This is a genomic window from Longispora albida DSM 44784 (assembly GCF_000379825.1).
Classification (GTDB): domain Bacteria; phylum Actinomycetota; class Actinomycetes; order Mycobacteriales; family Micromonosporaceae; genus Longispora; species Longispora albida.
Genome location: NZ_KB903838.1, coordinates 26,825 through 44,999, shown reverse-complemented (window position 1 = coordinate 44,999; position 18,175 = coordinate 26,825). Strand labels below are relative to the sequence as shown.

The following is an 18,175-nucleotide window of genomic DNA, read 5'->3' as shown; positions in this document are numbered from 1 at the left end:
CACGACGGCGAACACCGGCCGTCCAAGGCCCGAAGAAGCGGGCTCACGCGACTGGTTCACATGATGGCTGAGCGACCCCGTGACTGCGGCTCGACCACCAGCACGGTCGTTCCCTCGCCGGCTTTCCTCACGCTGACCGCGCTCGTGGCAGGCGGAGTGACGCCAGCAGTCAGGTTGTCGTACATGGTGCGGCCGGCGTAGGCGTACAGCAGGAGCATGCCCAGCGCTCCGGTGATCCACACGCCCCACCGCACGCTTTCGGGGAGGGACGAGTCCAGGACGCCGGCTGTGCTGCGCCCCGCCCGCACCTCATGATCAAGTAGGCTCCCGGGCGGCTCTGGACGCCGCTGGGGAGTACACAATGGATGTTCTGATTTTCCTGATCGCCGTCGTGAGTTTCGCTGTCCTCGTGTGGGGCATGGCGGTGGCCGCGCGCCGGCTGCTCGGGGTGCGGTTCGGCTTCGCCCGGCTGGTCGTGGCCGGGATGACCGGGCTGACCGTCGCCGAGCCGCTGGCCAGGAGCCTGACGGTCGGCACGCCGCAGGACGGCTGGTTCATCCTGCTGGCCACATTGTGCGCGCAGCTCGTCACGGTGGCGTTCCTGGTGGTGACGGAGGTGCTGCTGCCGAGCGGGTCCGTGACGCCGATCCGCTGGCTGCGCAGCTGGCGGTCCAGCATGGCCAGGACCCGGCGGTATCTCCAGATCTCCCGGATCCTCATCCGCCGCGGCCTCGGGCCATACCTGCGCGGGCGGCGCAGGCTCGACGCTGCCTCACGCGCCCGGCTGGCCGCCTCGATCCGGCAGGCGCTGGAGGAGGGCGGCGTCACGTTCGTCAAGCTGGGCCAGGTGCTGTCGACCCGGCGTGACCTGCTGCCGGCCGAGTTCATCGACGAGCTGAGCGCGCTGCGCGACCAGGCGGCCCCCATCCCGTGGCCGGAGATCGCCGGGCGGCTGGAGGCGGAGTTCGGCGTGCCGCTGGGCGAGCTGTTCGCCGAGATCGACGAGCAGCCGCTCGCTGCGGCCTCGGTGGCGCAGGTGCACACGGCCCGGCTGCTGTCCGGCGCCGAGGTCGTGGTGAAGGTGCAGCGGCCGGGCATCCACGCCGTCGTCGAACGTGACCTCGACATCGTGCGCCGGCTCGCCAGGACGCTGGAGACCCGGACGTCCTGGGGCCGGTCCACCGGCGCGCTCAGCCTGGCGGAAGGCTTCGCCCAGGCGGTACGGGAGGAGCTCGACTTCAGGATCGAGGCCCGCAACATGACTGCCGTCGCCGCGGCGTCCGCCGACCCCGGCGTCGTCTATCCCGTACCCTGCGAGGGCCTCTGCACCAGCCGCGTCCTCGTCATGAACCGCCTGCACGGCGTGCCCATGTCCAAGGCCGGCCCGGTGGCCGCCGCCCGGGGTGCCGACCCGTCGGCCCTGGCCTCGATCCTGCTCCGCTGCATCCTGCGCCAGGTGATGCTCGGCGGCGTCTTCCACGCCGACCCGCACCCGGGGAACGTCCTGCTGCTGCCGGACGGCAGGCTAGGGCTGCTCGACTTCGGCTCGGTGGGCCGGATCGACTCGGCGCTGCGGTCGGCGCTGCAACGGCTGCTGCTCGCGATCGACCGCGCCGACCCGACCGCGCTGACGGACGCGCTGCTCGACCTGGTACCCCGGCCGGAGAACGCCGACCCGGCCCGGCTGGAACGCTCGCTCGGCCAGTTCATGGCCCGGCACCTCGCGGCGGGCATGACGCCGGAAGCGCAGATGTTCACGGACCTGTTCCGGATCGTGGCGGAGTACGGCCTGGCCATCCCGCCGGAGATCGCCGCCGTCTTCCGGGCACTGGGCACACTGGAGGGTGGCCTGGCCGACCTGGCACCCGGGTTCGACATGATCGGCGCGGCGCGCGGCTTCGCCACCACGTACCTGGCCGAGCAGGCCACCCCGGAAGCCATCCGCGGCACCCTCACCGAGGAACTCGTCACCGTCCTGCCGATCATCCGGCGCCTCCCCCGGCGGCTCGACCGGATCGCCGGAGCGCTCGAACAGGGCAGGCTGAGCGTGAGCGTCCGGCTGCTGGCCGACGAACGCGACCGGCAGCACATCACGGGACTCCTGCACCAGGTGCTCCTGACGATCCTCGGCGCGACGGCCGGCGTCATGGCGGTACTCCTGCTCGGCACGGACGGCGGCCCGCAGGTCACCCCGAAGGTCAGCCTGTACGAACTGCTCGGGTACCACCTGCTGGTGGTCTCGGTGTTCCTGGTGCTGCGCGTGCTGATCCGGATCTTCCGCAGCAACTCCTGACCTGGCGTGATCGTGGGACCCTTCATGTCGCTATGGCGGCATGAAGGGTCCCACGCCGCTATAGCTGGCCGAGCCAGTGGTACACGAGCAGCGAGACCGCCGCCGTCCCCGCCGCGTATCCGAGCCCGCGCGCCGCCGCCAGTGCCGCGATCCGGATCAGCTTTCCGGCCATTGTGGACCTCCCATCGTCGTTACCGTGTGACCAGAGGTCTAATGGAGAATTCCCGGCGGAGTCCGCGACAGCGGGCGATGCGGGCAGCAGGTACGCGGAGCCACAGGTCAGCGGGGTGCCCGCCGGGCCGGGTGCGGGCACGGAGGGAGCCGGGCAGTGACAGCGGAGCGGCTGTACGAGGCGCTGCGGGCGCTGGAGGACCAGGCCAGGTCGGCCGCCGGCACGCGGTACTCGCGGCGGGCGGCTGCCAGGTCCGCCGGGCTCGGCTCGCAGCGGATCGCCGACTGGGTCCCAGCGGACGCCGCCCAGGCCAAGGTGCCCCGGGACGCGGACCAGGTCTGGGCGCTGGTGCGCGCCTGGTCGGAGCTGGCCGGCGTGCGGCAGGCCCGCAGGTACTGGATCGAGCTGGTGGAGGCCGCACAGCCGCTGCCCGCCGGGGACAGCCGGACGGCCCCCGGGATCCCGGTAGCGGAGGCACTGGCCGCCGGGGCCCTGGCCTACGAGGTCCATCCCGCGATCGGAGGCGGGGACGAGGCCGGGCTGACCGCGTACGTCCGCCGGCCCTTCGACGCGCAGCTCAGAGCAGTCATCGAGGCTGGCCGGAGCCGGATCGTGGTGCTCGCTGGCGGCTCGTCCAGCGGGAAGACCCGGGCCTGCTGGGAAACCCTGGGGCTGCTGCCGGCCGGGTGGCGGCTGTGGCACCCGCTCGACGCGGCCGAGCTGGTGACCGGGCTGGCGGCCGGGCTCGCCCCGCGCACGGTGATCTGGCTCAACGAACTCCAGAGGTACCTGCTGCGCGAAGCCGGCTCACAGTGGCAGGAGGCAGCCGTCGCGCTCCGGTCGGCGTTGCGCGGCCCCGGGCCCGTCCTGGCTCTCGCGACGATCTGGGATGACCCGGGCCGGTGGCGGCGGCTCACCCAGTACCCGGGATCGGCGAGCCCGACGACTACGCGCAGGCCCGTGAGCTGCTGACCGGGCCGGCGGCCGAGGTCATCATGGTTCCGCAGACCGTCGAGGGCCACGACCGCCCGGCAGCCGAGCGCGCCGCCGAGACGGACGCGCGGTGGCGGGTCGCGCTGGAGCACGGCGGGGACCGGCCGATCCAGTTCCTGGCTGGCGGGCAGTACCTGCTCCAGCGGTACGCGGCAGGCGCGGTGGCCGCCCGCGCGGTACTGGAGGCCGCAGCCGACGCGCGCCGGGCCGGGATGCCCCGCATGCTCCCGCCGGGCTTCCTCGCGGCGGCGGCGCAGGACTACCTGCCCGATGCCGAGTACGACCTGCTGGCGCCGTCCGCCCGGGGTTCCTGGGTCGAGCGGGTCATCGAGACCGACCTGGCGATCGGCGCGCGCGGGCTGCCCGGCCCGCTCCGGCTCCCGCGCGGCGGCGAGGGCTACGAACTGGCCGACTACCTGGAGCAGCACCTGCTCCGCGAGCGGGCCACCGTCCAGCCGGCCGACAGCGCGTGGCGGGCGGCGATCGGCTGGGCCGAGCCGGCCGTGCTGACCCAGCTGGGCACGGCAGCCGCGCTCCGCGGGCGGTTCCGGCCAGCGGCCGCGCTCTTCGAGGCGGCCATCGCGGCAGGCGAGACGACCGGCCTGCGGAACCTGGCCTGGATATACGAGAACGCCGGCGAGTTCGAGCGCGCGGCGGAACTGTGCGAGCGGTCGGCCGGAGCCTGGGTGCCCTACGCCCGGGAACGCCTGGCGGAGAAGGCAGCCGCCGGATACACCACCATGGACTTCCGGATGTGGTGGGCCGACACCGAGGAAGGTACCCGCGAGAACGGCGAATGGCTGGGCGACGACGACGCCCTGTACGAGTACAGCACCCGGGTCGAGGCCCGGCTGGCCGCCGGCGACTCGCACGGCGCGGACCGGGTCGCGGCCGAGGCGGCGGCTGACGGCTGGCTGGCCCCGCTGGCGGACCTCGCCAGTACCCGGGAGAAGGCTGGCGACCTGGCCGGGGCGGCCCGGACATGGCGGATGTCGGTGGCGACCGGGAACATGTTCCGCCTGCTCAACCTGGCAGGCCTGCGCGAGGCGTCCGGCGACGAGGCGGGCGGCGACCTGATCGTCCGGTATGGCATCACAGTGGACGGTGAACCGGAGCCGGGCCTGGGAGTCTGAGCGGGACCGTAGCGGAGTGCGCGATTGACAGCGAACTGACAGCCCCAGCCCCTTTATGTCACTTGGACAATAAGGCAGGCTGTCTGCCATGACCGATGAACCGTCCGATGAGGACTGGTCGCCGCCACTCGTCATGCTGGCCGTGGATCTCGTGATCCTGACCGTGCGGGAGCGCACGCTGCGGATCCTGCTCGTCGAGCGCGGAGTGCCGCCCTTCGCCGGCATGCTGGCGCTCCCCGGCGGCTTCCTGGGCGACGAGGCCGAGGATGTCCGCCTGGCGGCCACCCGGGAACTCGCAGAGGAAGCCGGCCTCGACGCCACGACCCTCCACCTGGAACAGATCGGCGCGTACGGCGCACCCGCCCGTGACCCGCGCGGCCGGGTGATCTCCGTGGCCTACCTGGCCATCGCGCCCAGGCTGCCCGACCCCGTCCCGGGCAGCGACGCCGCCGACGCCCGGTGGGAACCGGCCACAGCCGTGCTCTCCGGGCAGCTCCCGGTCGCCTTCGACCACCGCGAGATCATCGCCGACGGCATCGAGCAGGCCAGGGCGAAACTGGAGCACACCACGCTCGCGACGGCCTTCTGCCACGAGAACTTCACGATCACCGAACTCCAGCACGTGTACGAGGCCGTCTGGGACCTGCGGCTCGATCCGCGCAACTTCGCCAGGAAGGTACGGCGGACCGAGGGCTTCGTGGCTCCGGCCGGGACGCCGAGGCGCACGGGCAGCGGCAGGCCGGCCCAGCTCTTCCAGCGCGGCGAGGGCCGGGTGCTGTACCCGCCGATGACCCGCGCGACCACAGCCACAGTCACGGGAACGCCCGGGGAGGAGACGGCCGGATGAACGAGCCGACGGTAGCGGTGCTGACCGCGCTGGAACTGGAGTACCAGGCAGTACGGGACCGGCTATCCGGTGTGCGGGCGCACCTGCACCGGGCCGGGACGCGGTTCGAGGTGGGGCGGACCACCGCCGGTACGAGAATCGCGCTGGCGCTGGCCGGCAAGGGAAACAACAGCGCTGCCGTACTCGCCGAGCGGGCCATCACCGAGTTCGGCCCGTCGGCGCTGCTCTTCACCGGCGTGGCTGGAGCGCTCTACAGCGACGTGAAGCTCGGGAGTCTCGTCGTGGCCACCCACATCTACGGCTACCACGGCGGCACCAGCCAGGACGACGGCTTCATGGCACGGCCACGGGCGTGGGAGGCACCGCACGGCGCGCTTCAGCTCGCCCAGCACGTGCGCCGTACGGGCGCATGGGACTTTGAGGTCCATTTCGGCGCCATCGCCGCTGGCGAAGCCGTCGTGAACTCGACGCGGTCCGTGGAGGCCGTCCGCCTGCGGAAGCACTACAACGACGCGATGGCAGTGGAGATGGAGGGTGCCGGCGTCGCGCAGGCCTGTCACCTCAACCGGTCACTGCCCGTCATGGTGATCCGGGGCCTGTCCGACCGGGCCGACGGCAACAAGCTGGCCGCCGACAGCGAGGGCTGGCAGCCCGTCGCGGCCCGCAACGCGGCCAGCTTCGGGCTGGCCCTGGCCGACGAGCTCGCCGCCGATGAGAAGAACAGTCCAGTGAGGAGCACAGTGATGAACACCCAGCCTGGAAACTCCAACTACGCCGGCACCAACACCGGCATCATGATGGCCGGCGGAACCGTCCACGGGAACATCAACGTGGGCGCACCAGGCCCGGTGCCGGCCCGCAGTTTCGCGGAGGAGCTGGACTCGTTCCGCACGAGGCTGACGCAGGCACGCGTCACCGGCGAGGTCGACGAGGACACCTACACGGCGGCGGAGGCGGAGCTGTCGGTCATCAGCGACTCGCTCGCCGCCGGGGAACCCGCGAGCGGCGGCCGGATCCGGCTGGCGCTGAAGAAACTCCGGGGCCTGGTGGAGGAGGTCACCGGGCTGGCTGCCGCCGTGGCCGCGATCCTGACTCTGACCGCTGGCGGGCGGTGATGGACACTCCGCAGGAGCGTCCCGCAGCCGCTGGCGGGCTCAACCACGCCCAGGACAACCACGGCGCCCAGATCACGACCCTGCACGGCGAGGTGCACATCTACCAGGCCGCACCAGGGCAGCAGCCACAGCAGCAGTACAACGCGGGGAAGTTCTGGCTGGCCAGCGGCGTTCCCCGGCAGGCTGAGCCGCTGATCGCCGAGGCTGTGCGGGGCGGCTGGCTCAGCGCGGAGAGCTGCCTGCACTGGGTGCTCTCCCTCCTGAGTGGCCGGTCGCTCGACCAGCTGAGCGTGGCCGAGCATGCCCGGCTGTGCGACGCGTTCACGCTCGGGGCCGGTGTCCAGGGCGGCAGCTGGGGTCCCGCGCTCGGCGTGGTCAACCGGCTGGCCCGGGTGCTGGGCAGCCGGGAGGCAGGCGGAGACGCCGAGGAACTGCCAGAGGTCCTCGCCGGCCTCGACGCGCTGCCCGCCGGCCATCGCGACCTCATCCTCCGTCACCTCCAGGTGATGCTGGACGGCGTGGATGAGGACCGGCACCTGGCGGCGGCCTTCGACCACATCCTGGAGCAGCGGTTCGCTGGCGGGCGTAAGGACCGGGCCTCGAAGTACTTCGAAGCCGACCCAGCGTCCCCGCGTGCCCGCAAGCCCGTACCGCCCCAGTCCTCGCGGTATCTCGGCCCTGCGGCCTGGCTCGGGGCGGCCCTGCTGGGCTTCGGCCTGTTCCTCGCCGGTCTGGTACTCGCCAGGGACGGCCAGACGAAGAGCCTGACCGCCCTGGTGCTCAGCGCCTTCGGCGGGTACCTGTTCGCCTGGCACGGCATGACCTGGCGGTACTGCGCCGAGCGGCTCGCGCTCCTGGAGCGCCGGTACCGCAAGCCGTCCGACCGGGCCACCCGGCGCGCCCCGGCCGACGGCTTCACCAGCCAGGTGAACCAGATGTTCAAGTACTACACGCGGCGTGTCCTGGAGGACGTCCCGGGCTGCGCCGAGGCCACGGCCGGAATCCGCAGGTACCTGAGGGACGAGATCCTTGAGCAGTACCGCGAGCGGCGCATCCCCGCGGCCAGGGTGCGCTGGCTGATCAGGTTCCGGATCCGGGAGCTCAGGCAGCAGTGGCAGGCGGGGACGCTGCACGCGTACCGGAGCCGGTACCAGGTCCCCGGGGCGACGCGGCTGCTGTGCGTCACGGGCGGGGCTGCACTGGCCACGGGCGGGCTCTGGTCTCTGGTCGCGACCCTGATCGCCGACCCCGTTTCGGGACTGGCGGTCATGGTACTGATCACGGCAGGCGCGCTGATCGGCATGCGGGCTGGATGGCGGCTGTTCGCGGAGGACCACCGGTCACGCGACGACGCGGCAGAGTACGCCGAGCGGATGGCGACGGCAGAGGGCGAGTTGCGCCGCTGGAAGGCCAGGCTGGCCGACCGGCCCGACGACCCCGAGATGGCGGCCTGGCTCCATGCCGACAAGCTCGCGCTGAAGCGGCTCGCGATGCAGCAGCACGGCCTGGCGAACCGGGACGTCATCGGGCACCCGATCCTCGAGGAGGCTGTACGGGGCTGCAACAAGGCCCGGGTGGAAGGCGGCCCGGCCCGCTACTCGGTGTACAAGCTCATCATGCTGCTGCTCACGAGCGGCGGCGTGTGGCAGGTCACCGCAAAGCTGCACTTCACGACGGGTGAGCTGACCGTGCTCACGAGGCGCGAGTACCGCTACGACGTGGTGGCCTCCGTGCACGTCGATGTCGCGGGCAAGGAGCCGTCCTTCCGGCTGCGCCTGATCAACGACGAGGCCATCCACGTCCACGTGGAGAGCTTCGACGCCGACCTGGCGGGCGAGGCCGACACGGAAACCAGCCTGTACCAGCTGGCGCTCGACAGCTCCGGCATCAGCGGCGTCCTGCACATCCTGGAGGGTGTGGCGGCCGAGGGCCGCGACTGGATCGCCCGGCGGGACGAACGGTTGCGCCGCAGGCTGGCCGTTGCCGCGCTCCCGTCGATGGACCTAGCGGCTCGCCAGTGACAGGAAACTGATCCGGCCGTCGCGGGAGGCGACTGCGAGCTGGCCCGGTCCGGCCGCGAGGGGCAGCAGCGCGCCGGGCTCGTGCCGGAGGTTCACCGGGTCCGGCAGGACCAGTTCGGTGATCACGCCCGCCCGCCAGCGCCACAGGCGCAGCTGTGTGCCCGAGCCGGTGGTGAGGTAGACATCACCACCGGGCACAGTGGACAGCGCCAGGACACGGGCGGGTGTCTCGCCGCCGACCTGGCCGAAGGCGGCGAGCCGGCGCCAGGCACCTCCCCGGGACGCCGCCCACAGCTCGAAGGTTCGCCCGATCACCCCGGCGGCCAGCAACTGCCCATCACCCCAGGCAAGCCGCTGCACGGCCACCGGGGCTTTCTCCACAGTCCATTTTGTACCGTCGGCGGAGCGCCACACCTCATCACCAGCCAGGACCCAGCCGTCCGGTAGCACCGCGCCATCGATCGCCATCCGGTTCTCCTCGGCCGGGGCCAGCCGGAAGTCCACACCGTCCGCAGACAGCCAGGCCGTCGCACCCGGGTGGTTCCCGGCGACCAGGAACCCGCCCGGCCCGGCCGTGATCCGGAAGATGCCAGCCTCCCGTGGCCCGCCGAACAACTCGACCGGCGCCTCCTTCTCGGCCAGCGTGCCGCCCTTCAGGTACCAGGTACTCGTCCGCGGCTTCCCGTGTGCTCCGCCCGGCGCGGCCCCGAGGACGGCGAGGCGGTCACCCGTGCAGGCGGCCGAGTAGAGGAGGTGCCGCGGGCCGTAGACGGTGACCGGGGCGAGCGGGACGGCGGTGAAGGTGCGGCCGTCGGCGGAGTACCAGGCGGCCGGACCCTCCCCGTCCCGCCCCGTCACGTACCAGCCGCCGGAACAGGCCACGACATCGGCGACCGTCACGGTGGTACCCGAGCGTGGCAGGACGGCCTCGCGCCAGGCCGGCCGTTCGGCGGAGGCCGCCGGCCCGGGTGGGGCCGCCGAGCCGAGTGGCAGGACGGCGAGAAGCGCGAGCAGGAGGGCAAGCCGGGAACGCCGCACCCCGCGAGGGTAGCCAGCGGGGCGGAGGTCACGACACCCCTTCCCAGAATGCCCGGAATGTGCGGTAGGCCGGCTGGCAAGTGTTGCCAATCCGTGTCAATCGGGCTGTTCCCAGATACCGGTCGCAATGCATAGCGTGGTTGCTCCCAGGAGGCTCTGAGCTGGGAGGACACGGATGGCAGGCTTAGCTCGGCAAGGCACGCTCGGCGTCGCGCTGTGCGCGGCGCTCCTGCTGCCCGGCGCCCCGGCCGCGGCGGACTCCACCCCGGGCCCTGCCCCAGCACCGGCCGGCACCACCCCGCCCGCGCCGGCCCCGGCACCCGCCCCGGAAACCGAGCCGGCCCCGCCAGTTCCCGCCGCTTCACCCGAGCCCGAGCCGGAACCCGAGCCAGCGCCCGAGCCGGAACCGCAGCCGGAACCGGAACCAGAACCGGCTGCCGCTGAGCCGCCGCCACCGCCGCCTGCTTCGCAGGAAGAGCCGCCACCGGTCGAGGAGCCAGCCCCGGGCCCGCAACCGTCCACTGAGGACCCTGCGCCTCCGGTGCCAGCACCGGACCCGGCGCCGACGTCTCCGACGCCCTCGCCAGCTCCGGCCTCATCGCCAACGCCAGCACCCGCGCCAACGCCGTCGGCCAGCGCGCAGCCGCCATCACCCACACCCGAGCCTTCGCCCTCGGCAGCGCCTTCACCTTCGCGGAGTGGGCAGTCAGCCGAGCCTGGGACGGTTAGTTCGCCTACTCCGGCGGCGCAGCCTGCGGTTTCACCGTCCGCGCCGGCTTCGGGTGCTGTCGTCGCGCCGTCCGGCACGTGGCCCAGGCGGATCGGGCCTGTGCAGCCGGTGCGGCCCGCCGGGTCGGTGCCCGAGGAGGGAACGGACGAGGAAGTCCCGCGGCCCGATCCCACCGTGGCGGAGAACGAACGGCGGCGGGCGCTCATCGCCGGGGCCCAGAAGGAGGCCGACGACGCCGAGGCGACCCGGGTCGCCGATGCGGCGGCGGTGCAGGCTGCCGAGGGGACGGTCCAGCGCTGCGAGGACAGGCTCAGCCAGGTCCGGGCCGCCCTCGGCAAGGTCGCCGGGCAGCTCTACCAGGGCACCGGTTACCAGGACCTGCGGCAGTACGGCGTGAACGGCCAGCTCGACCAGGCCAGGACACTCGCGCTCGACGTCGCGGCGGCCGAGGCCGGGCTGGCCGAGGCCGAGGCGGCGCTGACTGCCGCGCAGCGGAGACTGGCTGCCAGCACGGGTGCGGCGACGGCGGCGAAGGAGAAGCTGGAGCGTACGAAGAAAGAGAACCCTGACCTGCCGCCCACGCCGCCGCCAGCACCCGGGCCTGTTCCGCTGGCGACGGCCGAGGGCACCGGATGCCAGGCGGCCGTGCCGGGCCTGACGGATGTCCAGGCCGCCAACGCGGCCACGATCGTCCAGGTGGGACGGCAGATGGGTATCCCGGAGCGCGGGCTGGTGATCGGGGTCGCCACCGCGATCCAGGAGTCCTCGCTGCGCAACCTCGCCAACGAGACCTACCCGGAGTCCCTCGCGCTGACCCGGGAGGGCACCGGGGCGGACCACGACTCGCTCGGCCTGTTCCAGCAGCGGCCGGCCACGGGGTGGGGCGCTCCGGCTGACGTGATGCGGCCCGAGTACGCGGCCGGGCAGTTCTACCAGGCCCTCCTGCGCGTCCCCGGCTGGCAGGACCTGCCGCTGAGCCAGGCGGCGCAGGCCGTGCAGCGCAGCGCGTTCCCCGACGCGTACGGCAAACACGAGACGCAGGCCCGGCAGGCCGTGTCGGTACTGGTCACCGTGTCGTGCGTGCCGCCCGGCTGGGTGGTGCCGGTCGGCGCGCCGGTCGTGTCCGGGTTCCACACGCACGAGCGGCCCGGCCATCACGGCGTGGACCTGGGCGCGGCTCGTGGCGCGCCGGTGCTGGCCGCCGCCAGCGGTACGGTGCTCGCCGTCGTGTGCAACGCGTCCACGGGGAACTGTGATGTGGACGGGTCGCCGGCCGTGTCGGGCTGCGGCTGGTACGTGGACATCGAGCATGGTGCCGGGCTGGTCACCCGGTACTGCCACCTGGGCAGGCGGCCGGTCGTGCGGCCGGGCGACCAGGTCGGCGCCGGCCAGCAGCTCGGCGTGGTCGGCAGCAGTGGCAACAGCTCCGGGCCGCACCTCCACTTCGAGGTACGGCTCGACGGGGCACCCCTCGACCCGGTCGCGTGGATGCGCGGCCGTGGCGCCCCACTCGGCGACGACCCCAAGGGAGGCTGACTGGACACCGGGACACACGACCCCAGAAGCCGGCAGGGGACGGTCCTCCTCCAACCATGTCCCGTCCCCTGCCCGCTGTTGAGGGCCGGCCGGCTCCGCGTCTGCCTGACGGAGCCGGCCGGCCCCATGAAGAAGCTGGTTACGATGGGCCGATGTCCCGCCCGGCCGTCGCGATCGTCAACGCCTGCCTGCGTGATGGCCTGGGCGGCAGCCCGACCGCCGTCCTGGCGGAGGACCCGGACCTGAGCGAGGATCAGCGCCGCGCTGTGCCCGTCCGGTCGGGGACCTCGCACGCTGTCTTCGTCTCGCGCGCCGGCGACGCCGTCTCGCTCCGGTTCTACACGGCGACGGGAGAGCTGCCGGCGTGCGGCCACGGTACCGTCGCGGCGCTCGCGCATCTGGCGGCCGAGGCCGGTACCAGCGAATACACCACGATGCTCCGGGCTGGCGGACGCCTCTTCACCGGCCAGGCCACGGCTGCGGCTGGACAGTACTCCGCCACCTTCGACCCGGGTCCCGTCACGCTTCAGCCCGCCCGTGACACCCCGGCCGTGCTCGCGATCCTGAGCGCCCTCGGACTCGGAAGCCGAAACCTCGTCACGGAAGACCTGTGCGTCGCCTCTGCCGGCAGGCCAAGGCTCCTCGTGCCGGTCCCCAGCCGGCCGGTCCTGGACAGCCTCGCCCCCGACCCGGACCAGCTACGCGCGGCGTGTGACCACAGTGGACTCCTCGGCTGCTACGTCTACACAGTCCCGTCCCCCACCGGCCGTACCGCAGCGCGGATGTTCGCCCCTTCGATCGGCGTGCCCGAGGACATCGCCAACGCGAACAGCACGGCCTGCCTTGCCGGGTACCTGGCCAGCCGGGACGGAACCGCCACTGTCACGTCCGACATGGGCGACTCGCTCGGCGCCCCGGCCACCATCACGGCGACGGCCAGCCGCACCACCGCCGGCCTCGCCGTGCAAGCCGGCGGCGCAGCCAGCGTCAACGCTTAAACGAAAAGGCCCAGCCACCGGCCCCGGGCGCCGTCACGGTGGCGACGGAGCCCGGGGCCACGAGCGGACCGGGATTGCGACGCGTTCGAGCCACGCGCGCTCGAACGCGTGCTTCAGGCCTGCGACAGCTTGGGCAGGGTCACGCGCGGGGCGTGGCCGGAGTGGACAGCGGCTCGCCGTCCGCACCCAGGCACAGGTATCCGCCGTGGCCGTGCACCGGCCCCCAGATCGCGTCCACGCGCAGTGGATCCTCGCAGTACTCGCAGGTCAGGCTGCCGAGCACGGGGCGGCTCGCTGTGTCGGTCACGCTCATGGTTCCCCCCAAACTGTCGATCCCGGCCTTTCCGGGGTGCCCCGACATCCTGTACCAGGTCCGCCAGCCGCACTGTCAGCCACCTGCTTGAACCCGGATCCTGGACAGCGTTCTGCCGGTGTTTCCGCCGGACCGCCTTCCCAGCTCCAGAACGTGATGTCCGCGATCCGGCGTTGACCAGCCCGGAGCCGCGCCTCATCCTGAGAGGACACGCGCCCTGGTGGGCGCCTGATCTTCAACGGGGGTTGACGCGCTGATGCGCGGTCGGTTAGGTCTCGCTCTGCTCATGGTCCTTGCCCTTCTTCTTGTACCCGTGCCGGCGCTCGCCAAGGGCGGCGGCGGTGGCGCCAAGGGCGGCAGCAGCGGCCGCTCCGGCAGTGGCCACAGCGTCCCCTACCGAGGGGGCAGCGGCTCCGGTTCCGGCTCCAGTTCGGACGATGACGACCGCAGGAGCGGCTCCGGTGGCAGCGGCGCCAAGCCGTGGCTGTGCCTGGGCGCGTTCGTGCTCACAGCCGGCGGCGGATACCTGCTGTACCGCAGGCGCAGCCGTTCCTGAACACGCCCGCGAGCTGGGTGTTCTGTCACGCTCCGGCAGGAAGCGTCCACTGAGGGCAGCAAATCCATAAGCTTGCCTGAAGAACTGGCATCTGGCCTTGTCCGGCGGTACACCCGGTCGTAATCTCAGCCCTGCCGACAGCCGTGGCACAGCCGATGTGCGAGGGGGCGCCCGTGCGGATCGACCTCAGGCACCTGCGGATCCTGGTCACGATCGCCGAGGCCGGCAGCATCCGGCGGGCGGCGGCCAGGCTGCGGATCGCCCAGCCGGCCCTCACCCGGCAGCTGCACCGGATCGAGGAGGCCCTGGGGTACGCGGTGTTCGTCCGGACGGCTCAGGGCGTGGAGCCCAGCGCCCCCGGTACGGAGACGCTCGCGCAGGCCCGCGCCGTGCTCGCCGATGTCGACGAGCTGTGGGCCGGCACGCAGGAGATCCTCACCGCGCGCCGCCCCGATCCCCCGCTGCGGGTCGGCGGCGTGCTCGGCGCCTACACCGACGCCCTCGTACCGGTGGCCGGCGCGCTGTCCGGCGGCCCGGTGACCAGCCACGGGCACCGGCTGGTCAGCCGCCTGGTCGACCTGCTGGCCGCCGGGCAGCTCGATCTGGCTGTGCTGCACGAGTTCCCCGGCTTCGACGTCCGCCTGCCGTCCACACTGGACCGTGCGGTGCTGCGCAGCGAGCCCATCTTCGCCGCGCTGGCCGACGGGCACCCGCTCGCCGCCCGGCGCGAGATCAACCTCGGCCAGCTGTCCAGCATGGACTGGGCGATGCCGCAGCTCGACGACGGCGGGCTCCACGCGAGTTTCCAGCGGGCCTGCGCGGACGCCGGGTTCACTCCGCGCGTGCGGCACTGGACGACCGACTCGTCGGCCTCAGCCGCGCTCGTCGTCACCGGCACCGTCGTCTGCGGGCTGTATCCGACGACGTACGAGCTGCCGGGCGTGCGCGCCGTGCCGCTGGCCGGTGCCCCGCTGCGACGCCGGCTCCTGCTCGCCTGGCGGCGGGACTGCCCGGCCGCCGGGCTGGCCGGTGAGCTGACGGAACGGCTGCACGCCTGGTACGAGGACGTGGCAGCCCAGCGGCCGGCCTACCGGGCCTGGCGCGCGGGGAATCTGGCATGCACCTGGAGCTGAGCCATCTGCGGCTCGTCGTGGCCGTCGCCGAGGCCGACAGCCTCCAGGCCGCGGCGCACCAGGTGCAGCTGAGCCTGCCCGCGCTGCTCGACCGGCTGCGGCGGATCGAGGAGGCCTTCGGCGGGGCGCTGTTCGTCCTGAGCGGACAGTACGCGGAGCCGACCCCGGCCGGCTGGTTCGCCGTGGGCTACGCCCGCCGGATCATCGCGCGGATGGCCGACGGCTGGAGTGGTACCCGGCTGGTGTGCGGCCACCAGCCGGGTACAAAATAGATCTTTGTTATGTGGCGATGGTGGACATGATCCAGGTGCGGACAGCTGTCGCGTCGCCATAGATCGAGTTGGTCCGGCCGCAGGTGCTGGAGCCGGAGCCGGTCGCGCCCCGGCTGGTCACGCCGACCAGCTTGCCGGCCACGAAGGCACCGCCGCCCGAGTCGCCGTAGCAGTCGGTGGCCGTCGTCGACGTGTCGAAGCAGATCTCGACAGAGCCGCTGATCCCGCCGCAGTTCCCGTCGGAGGTGACGGTCGTGCCGACGTACTTGAGCACGGAGCTCATGCCACCGCAGCCGTACGGCGCGCAGGTCTGGCCGAAGCCGTACAGCGTCGCGGCGGTCCCGGTCGACGGGGACGTGGTGGCGACCGTGGCCGGTGCCTGGCTGACCGGGGCCGACAGCTTGTAGAGGCGGAAGTCGTACGCGCCGTTGCTGTAGTTCGGGTGCTTCACCGACCGGCTGACCGTGGCGAGCGTGCCGCCGCTGTTCAGGTTCTTCGAACCGATCCGGATCCGGGTCGCACCGCTACAGTGGCCGGCGCTGAGCACCCACTGGTTCGAGACGAGGGTGCCGGAGCACCACATGCCGCTGCTGTCGCCGACCGCGGCGGCCCAGGACGGGGCGGTGCCGACCTGGCTGCCGCCGACGATGTCCTGTGCCGGGGGCTTGGCGAGAGCCGGGGCCGACGTCGCGGCCAGGGCGACCGCGGCGCCTGCGACCACGATGGCCGCACGGAGATGCATCTTCATGGATGAGCCTCCCTGAGGGGTTGAGGCCGTGGGTACGGCCCTGCCCGGGAGGCTATTGCCGGTGCCGGTACCGCCGGGAGATGCCACCCGGCGATACCTGGCGCTGGCGTCCTACTTGGTCTTCTTCTGCCTGGCCTTCACGGTCAGCTGGATCGGGCTGCCCGGGAAGCCGAACTCCTCACGCAGCCGCCGCTCCACGTACCGGACGTAGCCGGCGTCGAGCTGGCCGGACGTGAACAGCACGAACTTCGGCGGGCAGACCCCGGCCTGCGTCGCGAACAGGATCTTCGGCTGCTTGCCGCCGCGCACCGGGTGCGGGTTGGCCAGCGTGAGCGCGGTGATGAACTGGTTGAGCTGCCCGGTCGGTACCCGCTGCTCCCAGCTGTCCAGCGCGATCCGCATGAACGGGGCGAGCTTGTCGACGGCCCGGCCGGTCAGCGCGGAGATGTTGACCCGCTGCGCCCACTGGATCCGCTTGAGCTCGGTCTCGATCTCCTTGTCGAGGTAGTAGCGCCGGTCGGGGTCCATCAGGTCCCACTTGTTGAACGCGATGACCAGCGCCCGGCCCGACTCGATCACCATCGTGATCAGCCGCTGGTCCTGCTCGCTGATCACCTCGGAGGAGTCCAGCAGCACGATCACGACCTCGGCGGCCTCGATCGCGGCGTTGGTCCGCAGGCTGGCGTAGTACTCGGTGCCGCTGGCCTGCCCGACCCGCTTGCGCAGCCCGGCCGTGTCGACCAGGTGCCAGATCTCGCCGTCGATCTCGACGAGGCTGTCCACCGGGTCCACAGTGGTACCCGCGACGTCGTCGACGAGCGCGCGGTCCTCGCGGGACAGCTTGTTCAGCAGGCTGGACTTGCCGACGTTCGGCCGGCCGACGAGTGCGACCCGGCGGGGGCCGCGCGGGGCCTCCTCGATGATCGGCGGCGGCTCCGGCAGCATCTCCAGGATCTTGTCCAGGAGGTCACCGGCACCCCGGCCGTGCAGGGCGGAGACGGTGAACGGCTCGCCGAGGCCCAGCCCCCACAGGGACAGCGCGTCGGCCTCGGTCCGCTCGTCGTCCACCTTGTTGGCGACGAGCAGCACCGGCTTGCCGCTGCGGCGGAGCATCTTCACCGCGGCCTCGTCCACGTCGGTCGAGCCGACGCGGGCGTCCACGACGAACAGGATCGCGTCGGCGGTGAGCGTCGCGACCTCGGCCTGCGCCGCGATCCGCGCCGCACGGTCCTTGGCGTCGGGCTCCCAGCCGCCGGTGTCGACGACGGTGAACCGGCGGCCGGACCACTGCGCGTCGTAGGCCACCCGGTCGCGCGTGACGCCCGGGATGTCCTCCACCACTGCCTGCCTGCGGCCGATCAGCCGGTTGACCAGCGTGGACTTGCCGACGTTCGGCCGTCCGACGACAGCGATCACCGGAGCGGGGGCCTGCGGTTCCTCGTCGGCCACCCACTCAGAAAACTCGGTCACGAAGATCTCCCCAGGAGGTTCAGCAGATGCGCGACGACCTCGTCGATCGACATCGCGGTGGTGTCCAGCTCGACGGCGTCATCAGCACGGCGCAGCGGGTCGGCCTTGCGGCCGGAGTCATGGTTGTCCCGGCGGACCAGGTCGGCGGCAGTGGCCTCGTGGTCGGCGTCGTGCTCCTGGCTGCGCCGGCGGGCGCGCTCGGACACGTCGGCCGTCAGGTACACCTTGAGGACGGCGTCCGGGGCGACGACGGTGCCGATGTCGCGGCCCTCGACGACGATCCCGGCCGTGGCCTGCGTGATCAGGGTGCGCTGGGCGCTGACCAGCAGCTCGCGCACGCCCGGCACGGCGGCGACGGCGGACACGGCGGCCGTGACCTCCCCGCCGCGGATCGGGGCGTCGACGCTGGTGCCGTCGACGGTCATGTGCGGGGCGGCCGGATCGGTACCGATCTCCAGCACCACCGACTCGACGATCTTCATCACTGCGTCGGGATCAGCCGGGTCAGCCCCGGCGGTGAGCACGGCCCAGGTGGCCGCCCGGTACATCGCGCCGGTGTCGAGGTAGGCAGCGCCCAGCGCGGAGGCCAGCCGGCGCGACACGGTCGACTTCCCAGAACCGGACGGCCCGTCGACCGCGACAACCCCACGAAACACGCTCATCCATCCCAACCTGCGGACCCGGGCCAGCGGTGCGCCGGCTATCCCTACCATCATGCCCGGTCGCCGCCGGGACTCCACGGGCAGGTCTTGACAGCGTGACCCCCCACCCTGATTCAATCGGACAGGAATCGACCAATCTCGACAG

18 protein-coding genes are annotated in these 18,175 nt (G+C 72.4%); 11 read left to right on the top strand and 7 right to left on the bottom strand.

From position 1 onward, the window contains the following. Nucleotides 1-56: 56 nt before the first annotated feature. Complete coding sequence (locus A3G1_RS0130205; protein ID WP_018353245.1) at nucleotides 57-308, bottom strand: hypothetical protein; 252 nt, start codon at nucleotides 306-308, stop codon at nucleotides 57-59. Between the two features lie 53 nt (nucleotides 309-361). On the opposite strand from A3G1_RS0130205, the gene A3G1_RS0130200 reads away from it, so the two are divergent. The 6 genes from A3G1_RS0130200 (at nucleotide 362) to A3G1_RS0130170 (ending at nucleotide 8,574) form a co-directional block, all read left to right on the top strand. Continuing rightward, on the top strand, nucleotides 362-2,293 hold the full coding sequence (locus A3G1_RS0130200; RefSeq protein ID WP_018353244.1) for an ABC1 kinase family protein: 1,932 nt from the start codon (nucleotides 362-364) through the stop codon (nucleotides 2,291-2,293). Nucleotides 2,294-2,621: 328 nt separating this feature from the next. Further along, nucleotides 2,622-3,437: a serine/threonine-protein kinase gene (locus tag A3G1_RS0130190; RefSeq protein ID WP_018353242.1), complete on the top strand. Its 816-nt coding sequence runs from the start codon at nucleotides 2,622-2,624 to the stop codon at nucleotides 3,435-3,437. Then, nucleotides 3,368-4,591 carry a hypothetical protein gene (locus tag A3G1_RS0130185; protein WP_018353241.1) on the top strand — a complete coding sequence of 408 codons (1,224 nt, stop codon included), beginning with the start codon at nucleotides 3,368-3,370 and terminating at the stop codon, nucleotides 4,589-4,591. The genes A3G1_RS0130190 and A3G1_RS0130185 overlap by 70 nt, the downstream gene beginning before the upstream one ends. A gap of 88 nt (nucleotides 4,592-4,679) precedes the next feature. Further along, complete coding sequence (locus A3G1_RS0130180) at nucleotides 4,680-5,438, top strand: NUDIX hydrolase (RefSeq protein WP_018353240.1); 759 nt, start codon at nucleotides 4,680-4,682, stop codon at nucleotides 5,436-5,438. Then, nucleotides 5,435-6,553, top strand: coding sequence for a 5'-methylthioadenosine/S-adenosylhomocysteine nucleosidase family protein (locus A3G1_RS0130175; RefSeq protein WP_018353239.1), 1,119 nt, complete (start codon nucleotides 5,435-5,437; stop codon nucleotides 6,551-6,553). The genes A3G1_RS0130180 and A3G1_RS0130175 overlap by 4 nt, the downstream gene beginning before the upstream one ends. After that, nucleotides 6,553-8,574: a hypothetical protein gene (locus A3G1_RS0130170; RefSeq protein ID WP_018353238.1), complete on the top strand. Its 2,022-nt coding sequence runs from the start codon at nucleotides 6,553-6,555 to the stop codon at nucleotides 8,572-8,574. The genes A3G1_RS0130175 and A3G1_RS0130170 overlap by 1 nt, the downstream gene beginning before the upstream one ends. Here A3G1_RS0130170 and A3G1_RS0130165 read toward each other — a convergent pair. Together A3G1_RS0130165 and A3G1_RS40980 are read right to left on the bottom strand one after the other, a co-directional pair. Then, nucleotides 8,557-9,612 (bottom strand): WD40 repeat domain-containing protein, encoded by a 1,056-nt coding sequence (locus tag A3G1_RS0130165; protein WP_018353237.1) that lies wholly within the window; start codon nucleotides 9,610-9,612, stop codon nucleotides 8,557-8,559. The two genes, A3G1_RS0130170 and A3G1_RS0130165, sit on opposite strands and share 18 nt — an antisense overlap. Nucleotides 9,613-9,973: 361 nt before the next feature. Next, nucleotides 9,974-10,126 carry a hypothetical protein gene (locus A3G1_RS40980; protein ID WP_018353236.1) on the bottom strand — a complete coding sequence of 51 codons (153 nt, stop codon included), beginning with the start codon at nucleotides 10,124-10,126 and terminating at the stop codon, nucleotides 9,974-9,976. Nucleotides 10,127-10,516: 390 nt separating this feature from the next. Between A3G1_RS40980 and A3G1_RS42010 the strand changes: the two genes are divergently transcribed. Further along, entirely contained in the window at nucleotides 10,517-11,878 is a 1,362-nt protein-coding gene (locus A3G1_RS42010; RefSeq protein WP_245563629.1) for a M23 family metallopeptidase, read from the top strand. Nucleotides 11,879-12,030: 152 nt separating this feature from the next. Then, complete coding sequence (locus A3G1_RS0130150) at nucleotides 12,031-12,876, top strand: PhzF family phenazine biosynthesis protein (protein ID WP_018353234.1); 846 nt, start codon at nucleotides 12,031-12,033, stop codon at nucleotides 12,874-12,876. Between the two features lie 139 nt (nucleotides 12,877-13,015). Here A3G1_RS0130150 and A3G1_RS40975 read toward each other — a convergent pair whose 3' ends face one another. Continuing rightward, the gene (locus tag A3G1_RS40975) at nucleotides 13,016-13,189 is read right to left on the bottom strand and encodes a hypothetical protein (protein ID WP_018353233.1); all 174 of its coding nucleotides are present in this window, start codon (nucleotides 13,187-13,189) and stop codon (nucleotides 13,016-13,018) included. 286 nt (nucleotides 13,190-13,475) lie between these two features. Between A3G1_RS40975 and A3G1_RS37545 the strand changes: the two genes are divergently transcribed. From A3G1_RS37545 to A3G1_RS0130130, 3 genes are all read left to right on the top strand, one after another. After that, on the top strand, nucleotides 13,476-13,745 hold the full coding sequence (locus A3G1_RS37545) for a hypothetical protein (RefSeq protein WP_157641505.1): 270 nt from the start codon (nucleotides 13,476-13,478) through the stop codon (nucleotides 13,743-13,745). Nucleotides 13,746-13,918: 173 nt separating this feature from the next. Continuing rightward, nucleotides 13,919-14,878: a LysR family transcriptional regulator gene (locus A3G1_RS37540; protein WP_018353231.1), complete on the top strand. Its 960-nt coding sequence runs from the start codon at nucleotides 13,919-13,921 to the stop codon at nucleotides 14,876-14,878. Further along, nucleotides 14,863-15,150, top strand: coding sequence for a helix-turn-helix domain-containing protein (locus A3G1_RS0130130; RefSeq protein WP_018353230.1), 288 nt, complete (start codon nucleotides 14,863-14,865; stop codon nucleotides 15,148-15,150). Before A3G1_RS37540 ends, A3G1_RS0130130 begins: the two co-directional genes overlap by 16 nt. Before the next feature lie 7 nt (nucleotides 15,151-15,157). On the opposite strand, the gene A3G1_RS0130125 is transcribed toward A3G1_RS0130130, so the two are convergent. From A3G1_RS0130125 to cmk, 3 genes are all read right to left on the bottom strand, one after another. After that, entirely contained in the window at nucleotides 15,158-15,898 is a 741-nt protein-coding gene (locus A3G1_RS0130125; protein ID WP_018353229.1) for a S1 family peptidase, read from the bottom strand. A gap of 111 nt (nucleotides 15,899-16,009) precedes the next feature. Next, the gene (der, locus tag A3G1_RS0130120; RefSeq protein WP_018353228.1) at nucleotides 16,010-17,368 is read right to left on the bottom strand and encodes a ribosome biogenesis GTPase Der; all 1,359 of its coding nucleotides are present in this window, start codon (nucleotides 17,366-17,368) and stop codon (nucleotides 16,010-16,012) included. Further along, on the bottom strand, nucleotides 17,365-18,030 hold the full coding sequence (cmk, locus tag A3G1_RS0130115) for a (d)CMP kinase (RefSeq protein ID WP_026212672.1): 666 nt from the start codon (nucleotides 18,028-18,030) through the stop codon (nucleotides 17,365-17,367). Before cmk ends, der begins: the two co-directional genes overlap by 4 nt. Nucleotides 18,031-18,175: the final 145 nt, after the last annotated feature.

Bases quoted from the DNA above. Each gene is read 5' to 3' on its own strand.
- cmk (WP_026212672.1), bottom strand. From the start codon at position 18,030: ATGAGCGTGTTTCGTGGGGTTGTCGCGGTCGACGGGCCGTCCGGTTCT.
- A3G1_RS0130125 (WP_018353229.1), bottom strand. From the start codon at position 15,898: ATGAAGATGCATCTCCGTGCGGCCATCGTGGTCGCAGGCGCCGCGGTC.
- A3G1_RS37545 (WP_157641505.1), top strand. From the start codon at position 13,476: ATGGTCCTTGCCCTTCTTCTTGTACCCGTGCCGGCGCTCGCCAAGGGC.
- A3G1_RS0130130 (WP_018353230.1), top strand. From the start codon at position 14,863: ATGCACCTGGAGCTGAGCCATCTGCGGCTCGTCGTGGCCGTCGCCGAG.
- A3G1_RS0130150 (WP_018353234.1), top strand. From the start codon at position 12,031: ATGTCCCGCCCGGCCGTCGCGATCGTCAACGCCTGCCTGCGTGATGGC.
- A3G1_RS40975 (WP_018353233.1), bottom strand. From the start codon at position 13,189: ATGAGCGTGACCGACACAGCGAGCCGCCCCGTGCTCGGCAGCCTGACC.
- A3G1_RS0130180 (WP_018353240.1), top strand. From the start codon at position 4,680: ATGACCGATGAACCGTCCGATGAGGACTGGTCGCCGCCACTCGTCATG.
- A3G1_RS0130170 (WP_018353238.1), top strand. From the start codon at position 6,553: ATGGACACTCCGCAGGAGCGTCCCGCAGCCGCTGGCGGGCTCAACCAC.
- A3G1_RS0130175 (WP_018353239.1), top strand. From the start codon at position 5,435: ATGAACGAGCCGACGGTAGCGGTGCTGACCGCGCTGGAACTGGAGTAC.
- A3G1_RS0130200 (WP_018353244.1), top strand. From the start codon at position 362: ATGGATGTTCTGATTTTCCTGATCGCCGTCGTGAGTTTCGCTGTCCTC.